A 23977-nucleotide genomic window follows, 5' to 3' on the forward strand; every position below is an offset into this window, starting at 1 on the left:
ATGCCTAATCATCGCCGCGCTGCCGCGAGGTTTGGCTGTGCTTGAGGAATGAGCGCATGAGCGATGTACCTACGCCGGTTTTGCCCTCAAACCTTGCACTCTGGCGTTGCTTTTTTTGCTTGGCAGTCGCATTCGTCGCGACTGCGATACCCTGCCCCGTCTTCGCACAGATCCAGCCCGAATCAGCCAGCACATCGCCTTCCCCGGACGAACAGACCTGGCTTCGCGAACACCCTGTTGTCCAGGTAGGCGTCTATGCCGGCGACCACATGCCTATCGAAGGCTGGGTGGGCGGACAGCCCCAGGGCATGGGCGTCGACTACGCAAAACTACTAGCCTCCTATGCCGGGCTCCGACTGGAATTCCACCCCTTTACCGATTGGTCGATCGCCCTGGGGAACGGCACGCCCGATTCCGAATTCGACTTGTATGTCGGGCAGGGCGTTATCCAGGAGCTGACGCCTCGCTTCTATCTGCTTCGGCCGTATATGACCGGTAGCGGCATTGTCGTCGTACGGCAGGACGAGCAGATCATCCGCCGGGACAGCACGCTGGAGGGGCGGCGGATCGCCGTTGAACGTCCGCATCGCTATGCCAATGCGGCAATACACAAGTACTACCCTGGCGCCACGCTGGTGTTTGCCAACGACGGCTCGCAAGCTCTCCAGCTGGTTGCACAGGGCGATGCCGACGCATACATCGGCGCCGGGGCGTCGCGCACGCGCGCCTTGATGCAGCGAAGGAAGAGTGATGACCTTCGCATGCTGGGCCTGGGACTTATCCCTTCCTCGGGCTATACGATTGCCGTCCCCAAAGACAGAGGCATGCTGGCGCAGATTCTGCGCAAAGCCGAGAGTCGCGTCAGTCAAGATGACTTGCTGCAGCTTCGCCGGCGATGGGGCATCGACGAAACGATCGATGCCCTGCCACCGCCCTTGAGCGCATTGACCAGCGAGCAAAACAACTGGCTCCGCTCCCTCCCCGAGCTTCGCGTTGCTTACGAGACGGACCGCTATCCCTATAGCTTCATCGACGATCAGGGGCAGTTTGCAGGCATTGCCGCGGACTACCTCCATTTGCTCAGCGAGGATCTCGGCCTCAAATTCAAGCTGGTTCCGGCAAGCGACTGGAATGTCCTGAAAGAGCTGGTGGCCCATCACCAGGTCGATCTGATCGCGGCCGGCAGCGCCAATGATTTTTCTGGCCAGGACATGATGTTCAGCCAACCGTACGAGACGTTTCCGGGCGTCATTGTCACGCGCGTAGGTGGGCCACCCATTACGGGTCCATCCGATCTGTCGCGGCGCATAGTAGCCATCCGCGAAGAGCAAAGCATGGTCTCGCGCGCCAAGGCGCTTCTTGGAGGAAGCACGCTGGTGCCCGTGGGTAGCAACGAAAGCGGCCTCGCCATGGTGGCAAGCGGCAAAGCCGACGCATATATCGGCACGCTTCCCGCGATCGATTCACTAATCCGAAATCGATATGCGGCCGAACTGCGCGTGATCGGACCGGCGGGAATCGAGCTCGATCTCGCTATGGGGCTTCGTCCATCGAATGCGGCACTCTTGCCATACATCAATCGGGAATTGAATGGCCTGACAGCAGCACAGCGGCAGACGATCCGTGCCCGCTGGCTTACCACCGACTATTACTACGGCGTGCCGTGGAAGTGGGTGCTGCTTGGTTCGGGCTCTGCACTTTTGCTATTCGGCGCAGGCGCCTTTGCCTATATCCGTTTGCGTAGCGCATTGCGCGCCCAGGCACTCGCTGAGAAGAAGCTGGGCGACGAACTGAGCTTTCAACAGGCATTGCTCGAAACACTCCCGTATCCCGTGTTCGTCAAAGACGCCAACGGACGCTATCTCGCCGTCAATGCAGCGTACGAGCAATTGCTTCATGTATCCCGCAGCGAGCTGCTGGGGAAGGATCTACTGGAAACAGGACACTTCTCGTTCCCACCGCCCGAGCAAGAGCACGCCGCCGATCAACGCGTCATCCAGACCGGTGAAAGTGAGCGCATCGAGATCGCCCACCCACCCCTGCCAGGCGAGCAGGCCATTCAAAGCATGATCGCCTGGCGGCGTCGGTTTATCAGTAGCACCTCCCAGGAAAAGCGGATGCTGGGCACCATCGTGGATGTCAGTGACATACGAGGGGCCGAAGCGCGCGCGCGCGCTTCCGAGCAACGGCTTTCCGACATCACCGAAGCCATGCCTGCGGTGGTATTCCAGTTGAGAGTGTGGTCGCAAGGGCGCCGCGAGTTCACCTATGTCGGCGGCGACTCGAAAGTGCTGCTCGACCTTTCGCCCGATGAGATCATCGACAACGAACCGGAGCTCGCCAGCAGGCTTCACCCGGATGATCGTCAGCGCCTGCTCGATCATGTGCACGAAGCGGCGCACAGCCTCAATGCGATGACGCCCATCGATTTTCGCCTCAAGGTTCGGGGCGCATGGAAATGGTTGCGGACCGAGGGCGGCCACCCTAGACCCCTGGCCAACAGCGGGGCCGAGTGGAGCGGCTATTGGATCGATACCACCCAAGCCCACCAACAAGAAGAGGAGCTCATGCATGCCAAGGCGCAGGCGGAAAGTGCCGTCGCCGCCAAAGGTGCGTTCCTGGCCGCGATGAGCCATGAGATTCGCACACCCATGGCGGGAGTGGTGGGTCTTATCGAATTGTTGACGCGGACCAAAGTCGATCACGAGCAATCCAACATGCTCGGCATGGCGCAAGACTCAGCCAAGTTATTGCTGCAGATTCTCGATGACATCCTCGATTACTCGCGCATCGAAGCCAACCGCATCGATCTGGAAAATGTCTCGTTCGATATCCACCAGCTGATCGACAGTGTCGTTGGTGTCTTCTCTGGCGGAGCCAGGGAAAAAGGTATCCGGCTCTACGCCATCCACGACGCGAACCTGGCGCAGTTTTATTCTGGCGACGCACTTCGCATCCGTCAGATCATTACCAATCTTCTGAGCAATGCACTGAAGTTCACCAGCACGGGAAGCATTACGGTTCGCACGCTTCTCGCGCAGTCGTCCGACCATGGCCACATGGTGAAATTCGTCGTCTCCGACACGGGAATCGGCATACCGGCAGCAAGCCTTGCCCGCCTGTTCAACCCCTTTACGCAGGCCGAACAATCGACCACGCGACGATTCGGCGGCACCGGCCTGGGCCTGTCCATCAGTCGGCGACTGGCCGAGATGATGGGCGGCAAGCTCTACCTCAAGAGCACGCCAGGCAAAGGAACGAGCGCCATTCTCGAGCTCCCCATTCCGGTAGTGCTGACCTGGAAGTCCCCGGCCGAATTGCTTGGAAAGAAGGCCAACGTACTCACTGCCGACAGCACGATGAAGGAGGAGCTCACCAGCGCCCTCACTGCGCTTGGCTTCGACGTATTGGCCATGCCTGGCAGCTCTGAGGTTTCCGGAGCAGACGTCAGCCTCGACATCCTGTTTGCGGACCTCACTGAAGCGGGCGAGCTTGCACCTCGCATGAGCAATCCGGTGGTTGCGTTGGTACCCGACGAGGCACGATCCGATATCGCAGGTCCGCAACTGAAGACGGATCCCATCCTGTGGGGTCAGCTGCGGGATCTTTGTCTGGAGGTTCTTGGACTGGCTGAAAGCAAAGTGGAGATACCGGCGCCAGCATCCCCGCAAGGCTCGGACTTCACGATCCTGGTGGCTGAAGACACGCCGATCAATCGAGCGGTCATCTCCAAGCAGCTCGAGGCGCTAGGATATCCCCACACGATGGTCGCCGATGGAGAGGAGGCCTTAGTTGCGCTGAGCCAAAGTCATTTCGATCTGCTGCTCGCCGATTGCCACATGCCTAACCTGGACGGATTCGAGCTGACCCGCCGCATTCGACTGGCGGAGGAAGACGGCCGCCATTTGCCGATCATTGCATTGTCCGCCAGCGCGCTGCCCGAGCAGGCACAGGCATGCTTGACCGCAGGCATGGACGGCTTTCTAGCAAAGCCGGCAACTCTCAAGGACCTCGACAGAACCCTGGCTCCGTACGCGCGGTTCATTCGCGGCGGCAAGCCAGCAAACTTGCCGGACGGTCTGGATGAGCAGGCGGCCCACCTTTTGAGCTTCTACAAGGATCCCGTACTAATCCGCACAACGCTTCGCGAGCTACTCACGTTTTGCCGCACGGACATGGCTGAACTCGATCAAGTTATCCAGGACGGAAATGAGGCACGGCAGCGCTTCCTGCTTCATCGCATCGAAGGTTCGCTCGGCGTCGTCGGGCCTGTTGCCGGGAACGCTGCACCACTCAACGCGGATGCCAGCCTGCAGGAGCGCGTGGAGTTCATCACCGAACGCCTGATCGAGATCGGTGAGCTATTGCACAAGCTGGAATCGGATATGGCGACTCACTCATAGCCTGGTGCATCAGTCTTGCCACGATGCCACGCAACCAACGGCTTTAGGAGCCGTCCGATTCATTGGAAGGGGCAAATCTCGTATCGTTCAATGGCTCTGAGGCATCAGATATCGAAGGACGGACTGGTTACCGATCACCCCACCCCCTGGGGGCGATCGAAAACTCAAGGACAAGGGCACTGGGCGGCCGCCCCCTGACGGCCGCCCTTTTTTTTGGGACGAAGTCGGGTCGTTCGGCATCACGCCGGCTGCCACATGACCAGCTCTCTTGCTGGAAATCGACAGCATGCTTCTGAAGACCTCGACCCAGGTAATCCCGAGATGCGAAGCCCCATCTTGCCAGGCTCTACGGTCGCCATCACCCGCCTTTCAATCGCGCTGCTGCCTTCGAAAGGGCAGATCGTGAGGCAGGCAAATCGCCTGGGTATCAAGCGATGGCTGACCTTGTGCCGGCAAGACTTCGTGCTCTTCCACTGAACGCCACTGGGTCAACTTGATCAGATACATTCCGTGCGAGTAAATCGGCGGAAGCTTGCTCAGGTCGATCACTTTGCTGTCGTGATCGAAATACAGCAGGGTGCCGCGTTGTACAAGATCGAGCCGAGCCTCAGGGCCGCTCCTCGGCAGCACGAGATCTCCCCAGCTATCGCCGCTGTCCGCCGAAAACGGCACAAAGAAATACCCCGGCTGGCCCATGTCCAGCATGCCTGGCGCCAGCAGATAGCGTGTACTGGATGCATCGGCGCGCAAGCTGACCGGGGCGGGAACATAGTGCGAGGAAACGATCGCGTGGTTCGCTTCGGGTATGCCGAACTTCCTCGCGTCATGCTTTGAATACCGATAACTCTGTTCGCTGTACCTCAGCGAGACACTCTGGCATGACGTATTGGTGTCGGGCTCCACGATGAAATAGCGCCTTTCATCGATTCGATAGACCGTCTGCGACGCAGCCCTCGGCTGCGGCCTGAATTGAGAACTGCGGGCGACACCGGGCCCCATGCCGATGCCGCCCAGCTTCCCCAGCGTCGAGCAACCGGCCAGGACCAGGCAGGCCAGCGCAGCCCATATCAGGCAGGTAACCGATCGAGAAAGAATCAATGAACGTCTCGTGCTGCGGTGATCAGGACGGTGCAACTGGGCTTCTTCAAAGTCCCTCCTGAAAGAGGGCCATCAGGCCCATATACGCGTTGTGACTTACTGATAGAACTCACAGCCGGCCTTCTTCGAGGGTTGAAGTAAACTCGACCTCTATCGCGAACGCGCCAGGTTACTCAGCATGTCAGGGACAACATAGGCGGCCGTTGCTCCGACTGCGACGACGAAAGCAATCCATGCCGAGATCATGTACGGCCATACCCATTTGTACCTACGGTCGCGTGTGACTCGGGCACAGCACCAAAACGATACGGCGTGACCGACGAGTACGCAGGGGGCGATCAATACGGACCAATGCGCAATGGACATCACTCCAATGGTGAGGACAAAAGCCACGACCCAGCCAAGCACACCAAAGAGCAGGCCCATCAGGTGCACGTTCCGTTCTGCGCGAGCTTCGTTTGAACGCTCTCGGTTTTCCGACTTCCGTTGCACTGAGGCACCCCGTGCGGCTGCGGTCCGTGAGCACATATCGCATGTCCCCACCATTGGTGAATATCGCCCTACCCATGCGCGGAAAGTTGGCCGATCTACCAGGCATGACTGAAGCAGTTCGGGATTGGGCCGTAACGGGCTAGCAGAGCACTAGCTGCGGCGCGCGTGGGCGATGTCGCGAAGACTTTGGTCTACCCGGCCGAAGGCCAGAACCTGAAGAATGAGCAGGAGCAAAGCCAGTGGTCCACCAATTCGCGCCATCGAGCGCATAGTGTCATCGCGCTTCTTCAAGCTATCGAGATCATCGCTTTCGCTGGGGACCATCCCTTTCTGGAACTCGTACTTGTACTGGGTGACTAGTTCGTCCAGGGTTGACTCGATGGCATCAAGATCGACGGCAAGTTTCTCCTGGCCATTCGACAGATGGGCCTTGTCCTCAGCCTTCTTGATCAAACCGTCGACTCGAGGATCGGCCAGTGCGTGTTCCAGCATAGCCGCCGCGCCATCAGCGTAGGCCACCTTCAACTCCTCGCTTTCCTGATCGGCGGCCGTTGTCAACACATCGCCAATGACGTTGCCGGGTTCTATGCTGTCAGCGGGCACGCCGTACTTGGCCGCGAAAGATAAAATCGCTTTTTGCATACGTTCGCGAGCTTTACGGTTCGCTTCATCTTCCGCGCCTTCCTTTTCGCCGGCGATCACGTGTGTGACCACATCTTCCACGGCCACTGCCGGAATGGCGGGGCTAACGGGTATTGGCTTGGTTTCCGGGGCTGTGACGTCGAGCCAGTGTTTACCGATAACGACGGCACAAGCCAATAGCGCAACGGTAAGAAGGATAGATAGAAGACGTGTCAGACGGTAAAAGCCTTGTTCTGCGCGCTGAATAAACGACATGAGTGATCATCAATGGAAGAAAGAATCGCCCAGCGTACAAAATGGTGAATAGGCATACGATCAGATAAGTCCGGGGCAACAGATCCAGGCTGCCTCGCGTTAGAACTGTCGCCTAGTCGAAGCCAACTTTCCGAGGCCATTGAACGGCCTCCTATGTTTCTGCCTCGCGCTTTCAAACGGCAAGAAAAGGCGGCGCCGTATCGCTACGGCACCGCCTCTTTTACAGGAGCGAAGCGTAGTACTTACCAGACCATGCCAGCGCCAATCCCCGCGCCAGCGCCGGAGTGCTGCGAACCAGTGGCACTGAACTTGACGATGTAGCGACCGCTCTCCGAGATGGCGGACATACCCACCGACATCGCGTTCTGGCCCTGGTACGTGCCAAACGCCACGCCCACGCTGTTCTGACCCGGCTGGTAGGCCTGCGGCAGACTGGCCACCGCAATGGCGGAAGCACTGCCGGCACGCGCCTGACGGCTCACGTTGGCAACCTGCTGGTCCGTGTAGTTCTTGGCCCAGTTGGCCGTCTGCTGCATGGCATCGTTGACCTGACCGACCGTTGCTGCATCCGCGGGCATCTGACCGGCCGCCACGTTGTGGATGATGGTCGGGTCGCCACCGGAGTTCAGCGTGACGCTGGTGCTGCCATCCGTGTTGTGGTCGTACGTGACCGTCTGGTTGGCCGAGCCATCCTTGTTGAGCACGCCCGTCGACTTCAGCTGCGATACGTTCACCGCATCCGTATCGGCCGTACCGGCTGCTACGTTGGTGACCTGACGCTCCTTGCCCGCCGAGCCGACCGACACCGTGTTATCGCGACTGGCCACGGAATCGGCACCGACCGCCACACTGTTGCTGCCCGTGGCTTGCGCGCCGTTACCTACAGCCGTGCTGCTGCCGCCCGAGGCGACCGCACCATTGCCGCCTGCGGTGGAGCGCGTACCGGAAGCTACCGGCTGCGTGCTGTTGCTGTCGGCGCTGACCTGGAACATGCCGCTCTGGCCGCTCGCCATGGTGTGGGTGATGTTGTTGACCGTGCTGGTGACGTTGCCGAGATTGTTCTCGACGTTGCCCATGCGGCCATCGAGCTGGTTCACTGCCTGGTTGGTCGCGTACAACTGGCTGCCGTTGACTGCATCCGTGCTGGTGGCCGACACCTGGCCAGCCGCCACGTTGGTCACTGTGCGCTCGCTACCCGCACTGCCCACGCTCACCGTGCCAGTCGGCGCGCCGCCGGCATAGGTATAGCTGGAACCCGCAATGGTGGCGCCCGTGGTCGCCGTCACCGCCGACGTGGTCGACCCCGCACCCAGCGCCACGCTGTTGGCCTGCGTGGCCTGCGCGCCGCTACCCACGGCCACGGCATTGCTCGCCGACGCCTGGGCATTGCCACCTACCGCCACGGCATTCGCGCCGCTCGCCACCGAATCGGCCTGCGTCGAATTGGTGTGGAAGTACTTGATGCCCGCACCGTTGTTGGTGATGTTGTTGACAGTCTGGCTCAGGTCCGAGATGGCCGTGGTGTTGCTGTACGTGCGGCCATCAATGTTGGTAATCGCATCGCCCACGCTGTTGACCGTGCTGGTCGAACCGTCGACGTTGGTCACCGTGTAGCTCGGCGCCGAGATGGAGCCGTCGCTGTTCACCGTAGAACCACCGCCCATGGCGTTGGCCACCGACTGGCTCACGCCGTGCAGCTGGCCGCCGTTCACGGCTTCCTTGCTGCCATCGGCCACCGCGCCGTCTGCCACATTGACCAGCTTGCGTGCACCCACCGTGCCGGCAAAGTCTACCGCCGCGCCGTCCGTATCCTTGCCCACCGTGAGGTTGGCACCGGCTGCGGACTGCTGCACCAGCCCAATCGTGCCGCTGTTGATCTGGTTGCTGATGTTGTTGATCGATGTGGTGTTGCCGGCGATGTCCGACGTGTTCTTCGTCACACGGGCATCGATATTGCTGACGTTCGTGTTGAGCGTGCTGATGTCGCCTTCGTTGGTGGTCACGCGGTTGTCGAGGTTGCTGATGGCGGTGGTGTTGCCCGTGATGTCGCTGGTGTTCTGCGCCACGTTGGCATTGGTCGCGTTGAGCTGCGACATGTTCACCGCATCGGTGTTGGCGACGCCAGCCGTCACGTTCTTCAGTGTGCGGGCGTTGCCGTTCTTGTCGGCAAAGTCCACGGCCGTGCCGTCGGTGTTCTTGCCCACCGTCAGGTCGGCGCCTGCCGCAGCCTGCTGCACCAGGCCCACCGTACCATTGTTGATCTGGTTGGTGATGCTGTTGATCGAGCTGGTGTTCCCGGCGATGTCCGACGTGTTCTTCGTCACACGGGCATCGATATTGCTGACGTTCGTGTTGAGCGTGCTGATGTCGCCTTCGTTGGTGGTCACGCGGTTGTCGAGGTTGCTGATGGCGGTGGTGTTGCCCGCGATGTCGCTGGTGTTCTGCGCCACGTTGGCGTTGGTCGCGTTGAGCTGCGACATGTTCACCGCGTCGGTGTTGGCCACGCCGGCCGTCACGTTCTTCAGCGTGCGGGTATTGCCGTTCTTGTCGGCAAAGTCCACGGCCGTGCCGTCGGTGTCCCTGCCCACCGTCAGGTCGGCACCTGCCGAAGCTTGCTGCACCAGGCCCATGGTGCCGCTGCTGATGTTGTTGACGGTGTTCTGCAGGTTGTTGATCGACGTCGTGTTGCCCGCGATGGCCGTGGTGTTGCCGGCGATGTCGCTGGTGTTCTGCGCGACGTTCGTGTTCAGCGTGTTGATCGATGCAGTGTTGCCCGCGATGTCCGCGCTGTTCTGGGTCACATTGGCATTGGTCGCGTTGAGCTGCGACATGTTCACCGCGTCGGTGCTGGCCACACCGGCCGTCACGTTCTTGAGCGTGCGGGTGTTGCCGTTCTTGTCGGCAAAGTCCACCGCTGCACCGTCAGTGTCCTTGCCCACCGTCAGGTTCGCACCGGCTGCCGACTGCTGCACCAGACCCACCGTGCCGTTGTTGATGTTGTTGACCGTGTTCTGCAGGTTGCTGATCGACGTCGTATTGCCCGCGATATCCGTGGTGTTCTGCGTCACGCGCCCGTCAAGGTTGTTGATCGACGTGGTATTGCCGGCGATGTCGCTGGTGTTCTGCGAGACGTTTGTGTTCAGCGTGTTGATCGACGTGGTGTTGCCCGCGATGTCCGTGGTGTTCTGGGCCACGGCCTGATTGGTCGTGTACAGCTGGCCGCCATTGACGGCTTCCTTGCTGCCCGAGGCCACCGTGCCGTCGGTCACGCCGATCAGCTTGCGCGTGCCGGACGTGCCGATGAAGTCCACCGCCGCACCGTCCGTGGCCTTGCCCACCGTCAGGTTCGCACTGGCTGCCGACTGCTGCACCAGACCCACCGTGCCGTTGTTGATCTGGTTGGTGATGTTGCTGATCGACGTCGTGTTGCCCGCGATGCTCGTGTTCATCTTGCCCAGCGCGCCATCCACCTTCGCGAAGCCCGAACCCACATCCGTGGCCGCACCGCTGGTGCCGCCGATGCTGTTGGCGTTCGCAAGCGTGTAGCTCGGCGCCGAGATAGTGCCATCCGCATTCACCGTGGTGCCGAGCGCCATGCTCACACCCTTGAGCTGGCTCACATTGACGGCGTCGGTATCCTGCGTGCCGCGCGCCACGCTGATGATCTGGCGCGTATCGGTCGCCGTGCCGGCACCGCCACTGCCCACCGAGACGGCTCCCTTGGTGCTGCCGCCGATGCCGGAGGCGCGGTCGGCAACAGCGCCCTCGCCAAGCGCGACGGAGTAGTTGGCCTTGGCATCCGCAGAGCCACCCAGCGCCGTGGCGTAAGCGGCTTCCGACTTGGCATCCACGCCCAGAGCGGTCTGATAGTTCGCGCCCGCGGCGCTGAGCGTTGAAGCGCGCGTACCCACCGCAATCGAGGCGCCGCCACCACCGTAGGCGCCCGCGCCCACAGCCATGTTGTCGGTGTAATCCGCCCGCGCGCCATCGCCGATGGCGATCGTATTGGAGTACACCGTATAGGCGTTACGGCCGATCGAGACACCACCCGGGCTCTGGGCTTTGGCATCGTCGGTGCCGTCATTGGCGCCGCCTGCAACCTTGAAATAGCGATTGGTATAGGTGGTCACGGAATTGAGCTTGCCCAGTGCGGTGTCCACCTTGCTGAAGCCCGTACCGACATCCGTCGCCGCACCGCTGGTGCCGCCGATGCTGTTGGCGTTAGCAAGCGTGTAGCTCGGCGCGGTAATCGCGCCGGTGGTGGCGTTGTAGGTCGAACCGCCGCCCAGCGCGGCAGCCGTGTTGGCGCCCTGCAAGTCCACCGTGGCGTCTTCCGCCTGCAACTGGCTCACATTGACCGCATCGGTCGGGGCCGAGCCGGCGGCCAGGTTGGTCAGGCGGCGTTCGCTGCCGGACTTGCCGATGGAGACTTCGCCATTGGCCGTCGAGGCCGTGCCTGACAGCGCGGCAGAACCGGGGTTGTATCCCGCCTGGGTCAGGTCGGCTGTGGTGGTGGAACCCGCGCCCAGAGCCACCGAATTGGCGGCGCTGGCATTGGCGTTGTAGCCCAGGGCGACGCCACTGTTGGCCGTGACCGCACTCTGGTTACCGAACGCCATGCCGTTGGCAGCGTTCTTCGCTGAAGCCAAGCGGCCCATGGCCACGGCGGCGTTCGAATTGCTGTCCACCGAGGCTTGCGTGCCCAGGGCCATCGCGTCACTCGATGCCGCGGTCGCTGCTTGGCCAATGGCGTAGGAATTCTGCGCGCTCGCGTTGGTGTTGTACCCCAGAGCAAAGGACCAGAGGCCGTTGGACTGGCTTCCCGCGCCGAAAGCCACGGAATTGCTGTTTGTCGCGCTGGCATTGCTCCCCATGGCCATGCTGTTTGTGCCCGATGCCTGGGCACCACCACCGATGGCAATACTCCCACTGGCGGTGGCCTGCGAATCGGGAGAGCCGGAGTTCGCATGGAAATACTTGATGCCGCCACCGTTGTTGATGTTGGTGATGGAGGTATTGAGCTTGCCCAGTGCGGTGTCCACCTTGCTGAAGCCCGTGCCAACATCCGTCGCCGCACCGCTGGTGCCCACGATGGTGTTGGCGTTGGCCAGCGCATAGCTCGGTGCGGTAATGGCACCGGTGGTGGCGTTGTAGGTCGAACCGCCGCCCAGCGCGGCAGCCGTGTTGGCGCCCAGCAAGTCCACCGTGGCGTCTTCCGCCTGCAACTGGCTCACGTTGACCGCATCGGTCGGAGCGGAGCCGGCGGCCAGGTTGGTCAGGCGGCGTTCGCTGCCGGACTTGCCGATGGAGACTTCGCCATTGGCCACGGAAGCTGTGCCCGACAGCGTTGCGCTGCCGGGGTTGTAGGCCGCATTGGTCAAGGTCGCAGTGGTCGTAGAACCTGCGCCCAACGCCACGCTGTTACCTGCCGAAGCGTTGGCGTTGTAGCCCGCCGCAAGGGCATAACTGCCGGACGCCGCTGCAAAGGAGCCTAGCGACTGAGCGCCAATAGCCGACGAATTGGCAGCGTAGCCGAGAGATGAACTGAAGTTGCTATTCGCCGTCGCCTGGTTGCCCACCGCCGTGGAGAGAGCTCCCGTCGCAGCGGCGTTGTAACCGATCGCCACGGACGAATTGAGGGGGTTGGTATTCCCAAAACCACCAACAGCGCCCATCCCGATGGCAACATCGGCCGCGCCAGTCGCATGGGCCGCATTGCCCACGGCAACGCCGCTTGCGCCAGAAGCGTTGCTCGCATTACCCACGGCAACGCCATTTGTGGCAGAAGCGTTGCTCGCAAAGCCCAGCGCCGTGGCGTATTGCCCTGTGACCTGGGCCGTGGCGCCCAACGCGGTGCCGCCGACCTGGGTCACACTGACACTATCGCCGATACCGATTGCGTAGCCAAAGCCGGTGGATCCGTTGGAGACCGGATTGACGACGGCATTTCCGCCCATGGCAATGCTGTGCCCATAGTAGGCGGCGGCATTGTCACCGATGGCAACCAGATCGTTCGTATTAGCCAAAAGCGAACCAACGCCGGGGGCCAAACCTGTCGTCGCGCCCGAACCAATGACCACCGCATGACCACCGCCACCGTTCGCGTTCACGCCAATGGCAACGCCACCAGAGAAACTCGGGTTGCCCACGGTACCGCTTTGCGCCCCGCCGCCAATCGCAACCGCGTCTGTTGCGTAGGCAATCGAATTGGGCAACGTCGAGTTGGCAACGAAGTATTTCGTGGCGTTGGTCAACTGACCGAAGGTCGCCGCGTCGGTGGCCGCCGTGCCGTTGGCTAGGCCGGTGATCTTGTAGTTGCCCATGTCCATGGTGGACAGCATCTTCACGCCGTTCACCGCATAGATCGACATCGTGCCGTCTTTGTTGCCAGTGAGAGATGTCTGGTTGACGCCACCCGCGGAACCGCTCGGGTTGGAATCGCTGAACAGACCCCAGTCGTAGGCGGAGCCCGCACAGTTGCTCATGGAAGTGGGGGTGCCGCTCGTGCCCATCATGGTGCCGGTATTGTCTTCGGCACACATCGCGATGCTGCCGCCGTTGGCGGCAAACGCAGCCTGGCTCATGGACAACGAACCCAGCACGCCCGCCACCAGCATGGCGCCCACGACAGCGCGCTTGCTGCCGCTCTTCTTACGGCCCTTGGCCAACTCAGAGGCCACGACCCAATTGCCGGTGACGGCGTTCCAAACAATTCGATAAGCGGTATTCATAAATTGACCTAAGAGAGTGACTACAGGATGTGGGCGAACGATGGGTTCGCTGACAGCTGAGGAGTCTGCTCTTAGGGGTCAAACGCCTACATCAGATAAGTCCTACCTCGCTTATAATCGTCTTGTTTTTATGCATGAGCCGGCATCGCGCGCGCCATAACTGGTAACGGCGCGACCGCAATATCGGAGAAGTCCTAGAATCTGTGTGACCACGAAAGACAATTGGCCGAAAAAATCTGGATAACGGCCGCATAGCGGACGATGTGGCAAGGCAGGTGCGACAAAACGTCCGGATGGCAAAATACAAAACCCGACAAAGCCCTCCCATTGCGCTTGGTCCTCTTCCGCCGCATTTCGCCTTTCACGCACGAGAGTGACAACTGGACTAGCTGAACTAGTCCATCCGCATGACAACCGCGTTGGAAGCGACCGGAGAGTTTTCCCAGGCGTGCCGCGATGGGGGCGTCCAGCGCTGCTCTGGCTGATCAAGAAATGCAGCTATACGCATGCGCAGTTGCTCCAAGCACGGGAGCTTCTGGATGAAGCCGCCGCCAAATTTCACATGGAAGGGAAAATCGCGCATCCAGGCCTTCGGATGGCCCAGATTGAAGTAGTCATGCGTTTGCAGGAGGTTCGGATGCTTGATACGCATCTTCTGCTGTAGGCGGCGGTCGCGGCATCGACTTACAGGCCCAAGGCGCGCTCTCCGACGAGGCCTGCGACCTGATCGCGGACAAGAGCCCAGTCAGCGTGTGGGAAGTCGCCATGAAGAACGGGCTCTGCCGCCCTGATTTCCAGGTAGATCCTCACCTGTTTTGGCGAGCCCTCCTGGACAACGGCTGTATTGAGCTGACCATCCGCGGTGCTCAGATGGCAAACGCGGTCAATCTTCCCGATCGCCACAAAGATTCCCTGATCTGTGTCGCACCTATCGGGAGACTCCTCACCCTAATGCGGGCCGTGGCTTTCGTGTGCCATGAACCCTGCTTGGCGTCGACCTCGAACTCTCGCGTGGCCAATCGCCAACATGCCACACAGTACGGCCAGCATATTGCCGAGCGTGAAAACCACGTGGAACAGCTGTGGCTTCTCAAGCCATCCCGACAGATGATTGGCGCCAATGGCGAGCGAAAGACAGCACAGCAGCCACGTAGTTTTGATCTTCAGGTCAATGTGCCGCTGTCGAGCAACCCAGAGGAATGCCGCAGCAGCAGCGAGATCGAAGGAGGCAATCTCCCATTGCCAGTGCGGCGATGAAAGCCAGTTGGTGCCTTCCGCAGTCCAGATGGGCAGGAGCAGATGAGCCGCGGCCAATGCCACGGCGACCAGAGACCAACCTGTCAGCAATAGATTGAGGGGCCAGGTTGTCTTCAAGGGCCTGTGCATGCTGATCTCGTACACGCGTAGTGCCGTGCAATGGGATGCCTTCTCAATACTGGGCCTGCTGCACTGCGGCCGAAAGAAGATGCCGCCACTGATGCTGCATTTCGGCACGACCTAGCAGACCCGGCGTGGCGGATGTAGCTGTAGTTTTGCGCCTGACCAAACCGTCCACGAGGCGGGGCCAACGGCAGGTCGCTTCTCCGTGGAAACGTATGGCAATCCGCCCCGGAAGAAGGGATCAAGGGATCCCTTCTTCTTCGGCACCGCGGCGGATTGTCGAATTAGTTGTACGCCATCGTGAAGGTGGCGATGGCTGCGACCGGACCACCCTGCACCGTCGAACCTACCTGCACATACTGAGCGGTAAGTGGAATGCTTACCGTGCTGCTGCCGGCGTTGACGGTGGTGACCTGCCACTGATTGGTGTTGCCGACCGAGACCGAGTCCGGGCCGTATTTCACGGGCAGGGAGCCGTTGAAGATGCGAACGCCGACACCGGTACTTGCCGTTGCTGCCGTGGGCGAGAGCATGTCGGTAGTGTTGCCCGGGTTGGTCGCATCGGTGAGCGTGATGTACATCCTGCTGCTCGAGCCTGGATCACCGCCAGAGCAGCTCAGGTTGATGTTGAAGTTCTGCGCCGTACCTGCAGTGGTACCCACACCACTAAATCCATCCGCGGACTGATCGGGTAGCGTCACCGCGATAGGGGACGAAGAAGTGACCTGACACGTCGGACTCTTTGGCGTGACGATGAAACTGCCACTCCAAACATAGGTTTCGTAGGTGGTAGGAGCGCCTATATTTCCAGTCTGATGCACCTCCCAATGAGCAAACTCTCCCGACACGGAGCCGGCTCTCGTGATGGCGCCCGTTTTGATGAGCTTGACCGTCACCTGGTGGGCGGCGACACCTTGGCCCCAAACCGATGTACATGACACCGGCCATAGTGCGGGGTTGCAGCCGCCGCCTGTGAACTGAACCGTATAGCCGATGCCCGGTATGCCCGAGTCGTAGATATTGCCACCCAAATAGGGCATGGATCCCTTGAAATCGATAGTCTCCGGCGCAGCCGGCCAGCCGCCGCTACACGCCGCTCCGGCACTAGTGCTCACGTTGATCGCTCCCGTCCATAACGTGGCACCTACAGGCAGCGTAGTATCGACTTGCGCGGGTGCCGGAGCTGTGAGGCTCGATATGCCTGGGGTGGCGCACACGAAGGCGGCATGGGCCTTGGGCGCATACCCATGGAACACCACGGCGCATACGACCAGCAGAAGACTACGAAAGAATTTGTTCATGACTTTTTCTCGATGTATCGTGGCGTGTGTCCGCTGGCGCAATCGGACGCCAGAAGTGCTTCGATCAGTGGCACGACGCCTCCACGTTATCGATGACGGCGTTGGCCGCTCCCTTGTCGCGTGCCGGGAGTTGATAACTGACGTGACACTGCTGATCGGGCTGATCGCCCCATCGCACCGACAAAGTGCCGCCCTCTTCGGCGCCTCGAACAAACATCTGGCCACCCTGGCCCACGGTGCCCACGTTCTGGCCATTGGCATCGAGCACGTCCGCACCAAACGGAAGCACTTTGCCGCTGGGCTGCGTGGCGCGGATCAACACGGCGCGACCGGAGACAGTGCTGAACTTCAGCGGGATCACTGCACCGGCGCGCGGCGCAGTCTGCAGACGCGTGGTCTGCAATTCCACATCCGTGGAGGTGCCCGACGGATCGAGCGACACATCGTTCATGCGATACGGACGCAGGCCACCAACCACCGCGTAGCCACGACCGTCGACCTTGGTGGAGCCGCTGGCGGCGCCCTGTGCATCGGGAGCGTACACGACGGCCATCGCGCCGTTGAGATCCATGAAGGGCGCCAACGTCACGCCGCCCGGGTGTACCACAAGGCCGCCCGACGCACTGACCGATCCTTGATCGTAGTGGTCACTATGCGAGGCGCTGGCTCCCAGATTGACGTAGCTACCCTGCCAACCCAAGCTACCGCTGACTGTGGTTTGCGCGTTGTCCTGATCGCTATAGGTCGCGCTGGCGTTGTAGTTGTACTGGTGACGGTCACCGAAGCCGCCGGTGATACTGGCGCGATCGGTGTTGCCAGCATAATCGTCATGCGTGGCGCTCAACGAGAGGCTCGGGCGGTTAACGCGCGGACCACCCAGCGGGATGGACAGGTTCACGCCGAACTGGTTGTCGTAACGACTGCCGTTGTACACCGGTGAGGACGAATAGGTTCGGCTGGCAGTGAGACCGAAGCTGATGTCGCGCCAGTGGTTGGAGTAACCCATCTGGTACGTGGTAGCCGCTGGCGCGCCGTTCCAATAGGTCATGCGCGAACCATTGAGGTAAAGCGAGCCCTTGTTGCCCCCAAAATCCTGGCTTACGTTGACTTGCAGACGCTGCTTGTTGCGATACGGCGCGCCAACATCGATGTTGTGGGAACGGTAGGTGGTCAGGCGATCCTGCGCCTGTACGGCCTCGTCCAACGAAAGGAAGTTGGTGTTGGAGTAACGGTACGTGGCCACGGCAAAGGTGGTGCCGTAGGACGGCAGTGTCTTCGCATAGCTCAAGCGAGCGCTGTAACCGGAAAGAGACTCACCCGCCCCTTGGAACGTCGTGTGCGAGTTGGTGACGTCAAAACCGAACGCGCCTGCTTCCGTGGTGACAGCGGCGCCTCCCAGATACGCTTTGTAGAGAGCGCGGTACGTCGACTGCACGCCGCCGTACAGCGTCAACCAATTGGTGATACCGCGCTGATAGGTGCCTTCGACAAAGTAAGGGCGCCCGTTGACCAGCGAGTCGTCGCGGATCTGGCCATCGGTGACGGCCCAGCGGCTGATGCCCGGACGGAGCGACATGGGCACCGCCGCGTAAGGCACGGTGAACGTATGCGTGCTGCCATCGGCTTCAAACACGCTCACGACGAGATCGCCACCGTAACCCGTGGCGTACAGGTCGTCGATCTTGAACGGACCTGGCGCGACCGTTGTTTCGTACATCAGGTTGCCGTTCTGGTGAATTTCAACGCGTGCCTGGGTATTGGCGACACCGCGGATGGTCGGCGCGTAACCCTGCACCGAATCCGGCAGCATGCGGTCGTCGCTGTAGATGCTGAAGCCACGGAACGATGTGGTGTCGAAGACCACGCCCTGCGTGAAGAAGTCACCAATCGTCAGCTGCGCCTTCCACGGTGTGATGTCGTGCGAGGCCGTGGTGTTGATGTTGTGCCAGTAGGTGCGACCGGTGCGCTGATCCCACTGCATGGTCTCCTGCGAGCGCAGGCGCCAGCCTGCCACGTTAAGGCCGAGGTTGAGGCCGAGGTAGGCATTGACGTCGCTGTAGTGCGCGCCATTGCTCCAGGGCGTGAAGCTGTTGTACTTCACCGGTGTAAAGCTGCCGTTCGTGCCCAACATGTAGGTGCCGTTGGGTGATGCGGAATACGTGCCATCCGGATTCTGTTTGTAATAGCTGGCGTTCTGAACGTTGAGCGTGCCGCCATTGGCATCGATCGCCATACCCGCACCGTCGCCACGCATACCGTCGTAGCTGGTGTTGGTCGAGTAGGCGTTAAAGCTATAGCCCATCAGGAAAGCGGTTTCGCCGTTATCCCACAGGCTGGGACTGACGTAACCACGTGCATGATTGAGCAGCGCCACCTGTGGAATCGACACATTTAGGTGCAGCGACCCCATGTCCATCTTGGCGAACGCATCCGGGCCGATGTCGGCCGCGGTGATGCAATTGTTGCCTTTGTTGAATACCGCCGGATCGAGCTTGGTGGTGTCGACACCCATATGGAGTATGTCGTCATAGCCAAAGCAGGGCTCGGCGATATCGCTGCCTTGCACCGCGCGGAAGGTGACGTCCTGGGTGGCGAGACGGACCTCGTTGACGTAAAGGTCGACGCGATACCGGCCAGGCATCACCGGGTTGCCCTTCTCGAAGCGAGATAGATCGACGCTCTGGGTATTGCCAGTGAAGGCACCGTTGAACTCGACCGCACCGCCGCTCGGATCAGCGGGCGCCACCGGATCGACCGCGGCCGGCGCTGCACTCCACGCCCACACCGGCACGATTCCAAGACCCAATGCCAGCATCACCGAGAGATACTTGGGCTGCAAGCCATTCGTGCGTTCGAGGCGAGAAGGTCGCGCGTGTCTGCTGGGTGTAGGCATAGGTATTGTCCGGATATGTCTCGTGGGAACTCGGTCACCGATCGGGACGCGCCCAATGGGCGGCAAGATCCCGGCACCCATGCCGCAAGGCAGGGATGATCAGAAAGAAGCGTGCTAGTGCTAAGCGCCAGGTCAGGGCTTGGCCGAGAGATCTCGAGTCAGGCCGGCACTCGGGTCAGCGGCTGAAAGGCACGTCGTGCGTATCGAAGCCGCCGTAGTCATTGATGACCTGGACGGTCAGCTTTCCGTTGGCTACGTCTGGGTTTCCTTTGAGCGGAAACTTTTCGCTGCCCTTCGCTGGACACATGCCGCCCTTCGGTTCGAGGCTCTTATCCACTCCGACACCCTTGAATGTCAGCGAGCCAAACGAGACAAAGTACGGCGTGGGATTCGTGCATTCGGCAACATAGCCGCTGCCTTCCTTCTCGACGCGCCAGCTGACCTGGTCAATGGCATCGAACGAATTGCCCGGCAGACCCTTGGGTCGATAGAAAAGCTTCAGACGCGAGCGGATCGCGAACTGCAGGTAATTACTGGAGTCACCCTCTTTGACTTTCGGCTTGGTCGGAATTTCAAGCACGTTGAGCCAATACACCGTTTCGCGATCCTGCGGCAGGGCGGCGCCAGTGAACATGATGCGCAGGGTCTGGCCCTTGGCGGGGTCCACGCGCGACATCGGCGGCGTGAGGATAAACGGCGCCTTCGACGTTTCCGGGCTGTCCTTGGGGTTGCCCTCATCCACCCACGACTGCAGGAGGATCGGAGCACTGCTGTTGTTCACCATGCTGAGGCTGACTTCGCGCTGCTCAGCCGGATAGATGACACGCGTGCCGTTGATCTGAATGCTTGCGTAGGCGCTGCCAGCACCTCCGACAACGAGGGCGAGCGCGCAGGCAACACGAGCGAAGGTCTTCATGAGGGTTTCTCAAAGCGAGACATGGAATCGGGCATTTGATTGGCGAGGCCGGCCGAAGCCGACCTCACCGCATCACGATCTAACAGCGATCGATCAGTTGTAGATCACCGAGTACATCACTGCGGTGGCCACGTCACCGGCGGTCGAGGCGCCACCGGTAGCCACGTAGCGAGCCACGTAATTGATCGTGGCCGTGCCGCTGGCGATGGTCGCCTGCGGCGAACCGTTGCTGGTGTACATGTTGATGGCCGAGCCCGACGGAGTCGTCAGACCCACTTCCACGTTGGTGGCGGCGCCAGTGGCGGTGGTGTTCTTCAGATTGCCCGTGGCCGAGTTCACCATGGTGCTGGTGTAGCCCGACGGCGTTGCAGCGGAGTCGAAGTGCAGCGTGACCTTGGTGCCGTCGGTGCAACCCGCGCTGCCCGAACCACCGAAGACCAGCGAGAACGGATGGTCACCGGCGGTGGCGCCTGCCGAAGCCAGCGCAGCCGTGCTAACCGTGTCGAGCGGGACGGTGATGTTCTTGGCGGCGCCGTCGGTGCCCGTGCCACCGTTGACGGTGCAGTTGGTGGCAGTGATCTTGCCGGTGAAATTGATCTGGCCGTCCGAGGCGGAAGCCTGCATGGCAACGAGACCGAACGCAGCAGCCAGGGCGGCGGTGAAAAGAGTCTTCTTCATGTGTTTTTCCTTGATTTGAAAGTCTGCTTTCCAGGGATCGGCTGGAACGTTGATTTACCGGCCTCGCGATCCTGTGTCCCTTGAAAGGGCGAGACGCGCTGTCGTAAGGAAGCTCCCCTTTCGACGCTGCGCATCATCCAGAACGGGCATCACGGAAAACATTGGAGGAGTCCTAGACCTTTGATCTGTCGCGACCTCTGGCCTTCGCGCGTGTCATCGCGTCTACGGAAACGGGCCAAAGCAACGGTCGAAGTGGCGCTGACATGGCGCCTGGCAAGCCAACTACGAATGCTGCCGACTGGCGACGAGAGAATCAGGCAAGGAAGCGCCTGTCACCATCGACAACCTCATCGATGTCGAGAATCGATCGCTATGCTGGTATGGCGCTCAGGGATAGCGCTGAAAAATTTGAACGCGACGATGTGACCTAGCCGACCACGCCTGCGCGTGAGTGCCGCGCCGTCGCCTGCGATTCCAGGAAGCAGTTTCTTCATGGATTTATCCGATACCTACTTCAAGCAACTGCGCCTACCATGATTTCGACTCGCCACGCGGAAGCGTGCGCGTAGCGACACAAAATTGGTTTGTTCTTGACCCAGGACGTCCTGAAGTTGCTTTCCCGGGCTGGCGAAGTAAGCGATGTTGCAGAAAGTTTGCGGGCTTCCATGGACGTATCTGGCGATCAACTACTCGCTTCAACGCAAGCTGGAGAACCCAAGTCGGGATCTCGCACAGCGGAAACGCCAACATCAGACGCTTGGAGATCTTCGCGCAACCAACGAGTTTGCTGCGAGGCCGTGGTTCGATGATGGGGCTTGCCTTTCCCTTTACACCTGCGACCTGAAACGCCTTCTACAACAGTTTCAAACCACGATAGGGAAATTTCAGCTGTGAATGAAAGGACATATCCTCTGTTGTCGACCGGCCCCGTCCAATGCAAGACCGCCGGCGCGCATAGCGCACCGATGCGCGCGCGCCGCTTCCTTGTTGTCAAGTTGACCACGCTCGCTTGCGCTGTTGCGTTCGGTCTGGGCGACGTTGGCGAGGCGGCCGCCGCCACCTCTTCATCCGCAACGAGCCAGTACCTCAAGGGTGACGCGGCTGTAAGCGCGCTAGGCGGATCCCTACCTCAGCTCGCTGCCTCGTATGGCATGACGCCAGCACAACTGACGGAAAAGTTGGAACATGATCCGACGCTTAATGTCACCCCGGATGGCCGCCTAATCTATCTGGAAGCCGCCAGCGCAAACGCACCGGCGCCTGCGCCAGCGCGGCTCATGCCGAGATCGTCGCTCGCCGCTTTTTCGGCGCCTCCTACCAATGTTTTTGCACTGCATAGTCGCCCGAGCTCCAAGAAAGTCATCTATTTGAACTTCCAGGGCGGCACGGTGACCTTCCCGCCCGCAAACATATCGACTGTGTATCCACCGTTCGACATGGACGGCGATTCCACGACATTCAGTACCAGCGAACAGCAGCAGATTCAGGAAATCTTCCAGCGCGTAGCTGAGGAATTCGCACCGTTTGATATTGACGTTACTACGGAAAATCCGCCGCAGGACGCGCTGGTGCGAAGCAGTGCGAGTGACGATACCTACGGCGTGGAAGTGTTCATCACCAAGGATGTGAACCATTACGGTTCGGGCGGTACGGCGCCTATTGGCACGTTCGACCAGATCCTACCCGCCGGCGTGTCGTACGACATGCATAGGTACAGCGACAGTGCCTATGTCTTCTATGACAACCTTGGCAACAACATCCCCGGCATTGCCATGTCCATTTCTCACGAAGTAGGACACACGCTGGGGCTGTCTCACCAAAGCTATCAGAGTCCAACGGGTGCTTTTGTCGAGTACTGGCCCGGTGACGGTCGGACCAACTTTGTCCCGATCATGTCGCAGATCCCCTGGGGCACTCGCACGTTCTTCACCTGGTACAACGGCGCGTACCAATACGCCACCAACAGCGAAGACGAAATTGCCATCATGCAGACACATGGTGCGCGTCTCGTCCCCGATGACTACGGCAGCACCATCGCGACGGCTTTCGCGCTGCCAGACGGCACCCTCAACAGCACGACCGGCCGCACCGACGTGGCAGTTGGCGGCTTGATCAATAGCAATACCGATAGTGACTTTTTCAAGTTCACCACGGCATCGCGCGGGCCGCTCAACATCGAAGTGGACCCCGTCAGCGTGGGAGCTAACCTAGATGCGAAACTGAGCCTCTTTGACAGCTCCGGCGCGCTGCTGGCCGTCGCCAAAGACAAGCCCTTGGTCAATGATCCGCTCAGCGCATCGATTAGCGTCGCGCAGGCGCCGGCAGGCACGTACTTCGTCAAGGTAGAGGGCACCGGACGCGGCAGTCCGATGGTGGTTGATCCGGCAGTCGGTCTGACCTGGGGCTATACCAATTACGGTAGCCTGGGCCACTACACACTCACGGTAAGCAAGCCCACGCCTGCGCAGCTTGCCATGGCGTGCACACCGAGCAAAGATTTGTCACTGACTTCGCCTGCCCCGACCCAGTTGGCCTTCAACTGTCAGGTATGGAGCAATAGCCCGAAGCTAACAGCGACGTTTGATTGGGGCGACGCGCAGAGCCCCTGGAATGTCTCTACAGCGACCGTCTATCTGGGGTCGTGGGTAGGCCCTGCACCGGATGGTGCTACTTACGCCAACCAGGCGTGGGTGCCTGGACGAGTCTATCAATACGACGAGCCAGGCACCTATAACGTCAATGTGACAATGAAGGACGCAAACGGTTCTACCGCTACACAATCGGTGATCTTCAAGGTGGGCGAACCCATGCCCGTCAATTTTGAGATAACCCAAAAAGTGCCGCCCCCGTATAAGGCTCCTACTGGAGTTGTTCTTGAATTCACCCCCCTAGCCATCACAGCGGGGTACAAATATCCAGACTATTGCCTCTGGAACTTCGGTGACGGGACGCCTGCGGTCAAAGGACCATGTGGGCAGCATGTTGGTTACTACACCAAGCCAGGGACGTACGTGGCCAGCGTGACGGCAGCCTTTAACCAGTACTCCACGACCCTGACGAGGCAAATCACCGTCCAGATACAGTAGTCGCCCGGTAGATCGATTCCACTGTACCAATCGGGCCAGCATTTGGACGTCTGTCCGGGCTGGCCCGATTCAGTTGAGGGATGCCTTTCAAACCCATCTATG

The 23977-nt window shown here is 60.5% G+C and carries 12 protein-coding genes; 4 read left to right on the forward strand and 8 right to left on the reverse strand.

The features are described 5' to 3' along the window. The first annotated feature begins 56 nt into the window (after positions 1–56). On the forward strand, positions 57–4403 hold the full coding sequence (locus ACN9MB_RS20480; RefSeq protein ID WP_426270097.1) for an ATP-binding protein: 4347 nt from the start codon (positions 57–59) through the stop codon (positions 4401–4403). Positions 4404–4772: 369 nt separating this feature from the next. On the opposite strand, the gene ACN9MB_RS20485 is transcribed toward ACN9MB_RS20480, so the two are convergent. Continuing rightward, the gene (locus tag ACN9MB_RS20485; RefSeq protein WP_426270098.1) at positions 4773–5537 is read right to left on the reverse strand and encodes a hypothetical protein; all 765 of its coding nucleotides are present in this window, start codon (positions 5535–5537) and stop codon (positions 4773–4775) included. Positions 5538–5813: 276 nt separating this feature from the next. On the opposite strand from ACN9MB_RS20485, the gene ACN9MB_RS20490 reads away from it, so the two are divergent. Further along, positions 5814–5963: a hypothetical protein gene (locus ACN9MB_RS20490; protein WP_426270099.1), complete on the forward strand. Its 150-nt coding sequence runs from the start codon at positions 5814–5816 to the stop codon at positions 5961–5963. Positions 5964–6143: 180 nt separating this feature from the next. Here ACN9MB_RS20490 and ACN9MB_RS20495 read toward each other — a convergent pair whose 3' ends face one another. The 3 genes from ACN9MB_RS20495 to ACN9MB_RS20505 form a co-directional block, all read right to left on the reverse strand. Next, positions 6144–6890 carry a hypothetical protein gene (locus ACN9MB_RS20495; RefSeq protein WP_426270100.1) on the reverse strand — a complete coding sequence of 249 codons (747 nt, stop codon included), beginning with the start codon at positions 6888–6890 and terminating at the stop codon, positions 6144–6146. Between the two features lie 242 nt (positions 6891–7132). After that, on the reverse strand, positions 7133–13570 hold the full coding sequence (locus ACN9MB_RS20500) for a YadA-like family protein (protein WP_426270101.1): 6438 nt from the start codon (positions 13568–13570) through the stop codon (positions 7133–7135). Between the two features lie 445 nt (positions 13571–14015). Beyond that, positions 14016–14273, reverse strand: a complete 258-nt coding sequence (locus ACN9MB_RS20505; RefSeq protein WP_426270102.1) for a hypothetical protein — start codon at positions 14271–14273, stop codon at positions 14016–14018. A 113-nt stretch (positions 14274–14386) separates the two neighbouring features. Here ACN9MB_RS20505 and ACN9MB_RS20510 point away from each other — a divergent pair, with 113 nt between their 5' ends. Further along, positions 14387–14878, forward strand: a complete 492-nt coding sequence (locus ACN9MB_RS20510; protein ID WP_426270103.1) for a hypothetical protein — start codon at positions 14387–14389, stop codon at positions 14876–14878. A 407-nt stretch (positions 14879–15285) separates the two neighbouring features. On the opposite strand, the gene ACN9MB_RS20515 is transcribed toward ACN9MB_RS20510, so the two are convergent. From ACN9MB_RS20515 to ACN9MB_RS20530, 4 genes are all read right to left on the reverse strand, one after another. After that, positions 15286–16302: a fimbrial protein gene (locus tag ACN9MB_RS20515; RefSeq protein WP_426270104.1), complete on the reverse strand. Its 1017-nt coding sequence runs from the start codon at positions 16300–16302 to the stop codon at positions 15286–15288. Positions 16303–16366: 64 nt separating this feature from the next. Continuing rightward, on the reverse strand, positions 16367–19195 hold the full coding sequence (locus ACN9MB_RS20520; RefSeq protein WP_426270105.1) for a fimbria/pilus outer membrane usher protein: 2829 nt from the start codon (positions 19193–19195) through the stop codon (positions 16367–16369). Positions 19196–19370: 175 nt separating this feature from the next. Next, entirely contained in the window at positions 19371–20111 is a 741-nt protein-coding gene (locus ACN9MB_RS20525) for a fimbrial biogenesis chaperone (RefSeq protein WP_426270106.1), read from the reverse strand. 93 nt (positions 20112–20204) lie between these two features. Next, a complete protein-coding gene (locus ACN9MB_RS20530; RefSeq protein ID WP_426270107.1) occupies positions 20205–20789 on the reverse strand; it encodes a fimbrial protein in 585 nt (194 codons plus the stop codon). Positions 20790–21703: 914 nt separating this feature from the next. Between ACN9MB_RS20530 and ACN9MB_RS20535 the strand changes: the two genes are divergently transcribed. Beyond that, positions 21704–23875 (forward strand): pre-peptidase C-terminal domain-containing protein, encoded by a 2172-nt coding sequence (locus ACN9MB_RS20535; protein ID WP_426270108.1) that lies wholly within the window; start codon positions 21704–21706, stop codon positions 23873–23875. The last annotated feature ends 102 nt before the right edge of the window (positions 23876–23977 follow it).

This window comes from Dyella kyungheensis, from assembly GCF_049913195.1.
Lineage (GTDB): Bacteria > Pseudomonadota > Gammaproteobacteria > Xanthomonadales > Rhodanobacteraceae > Dyella > Dyella kyungheensis.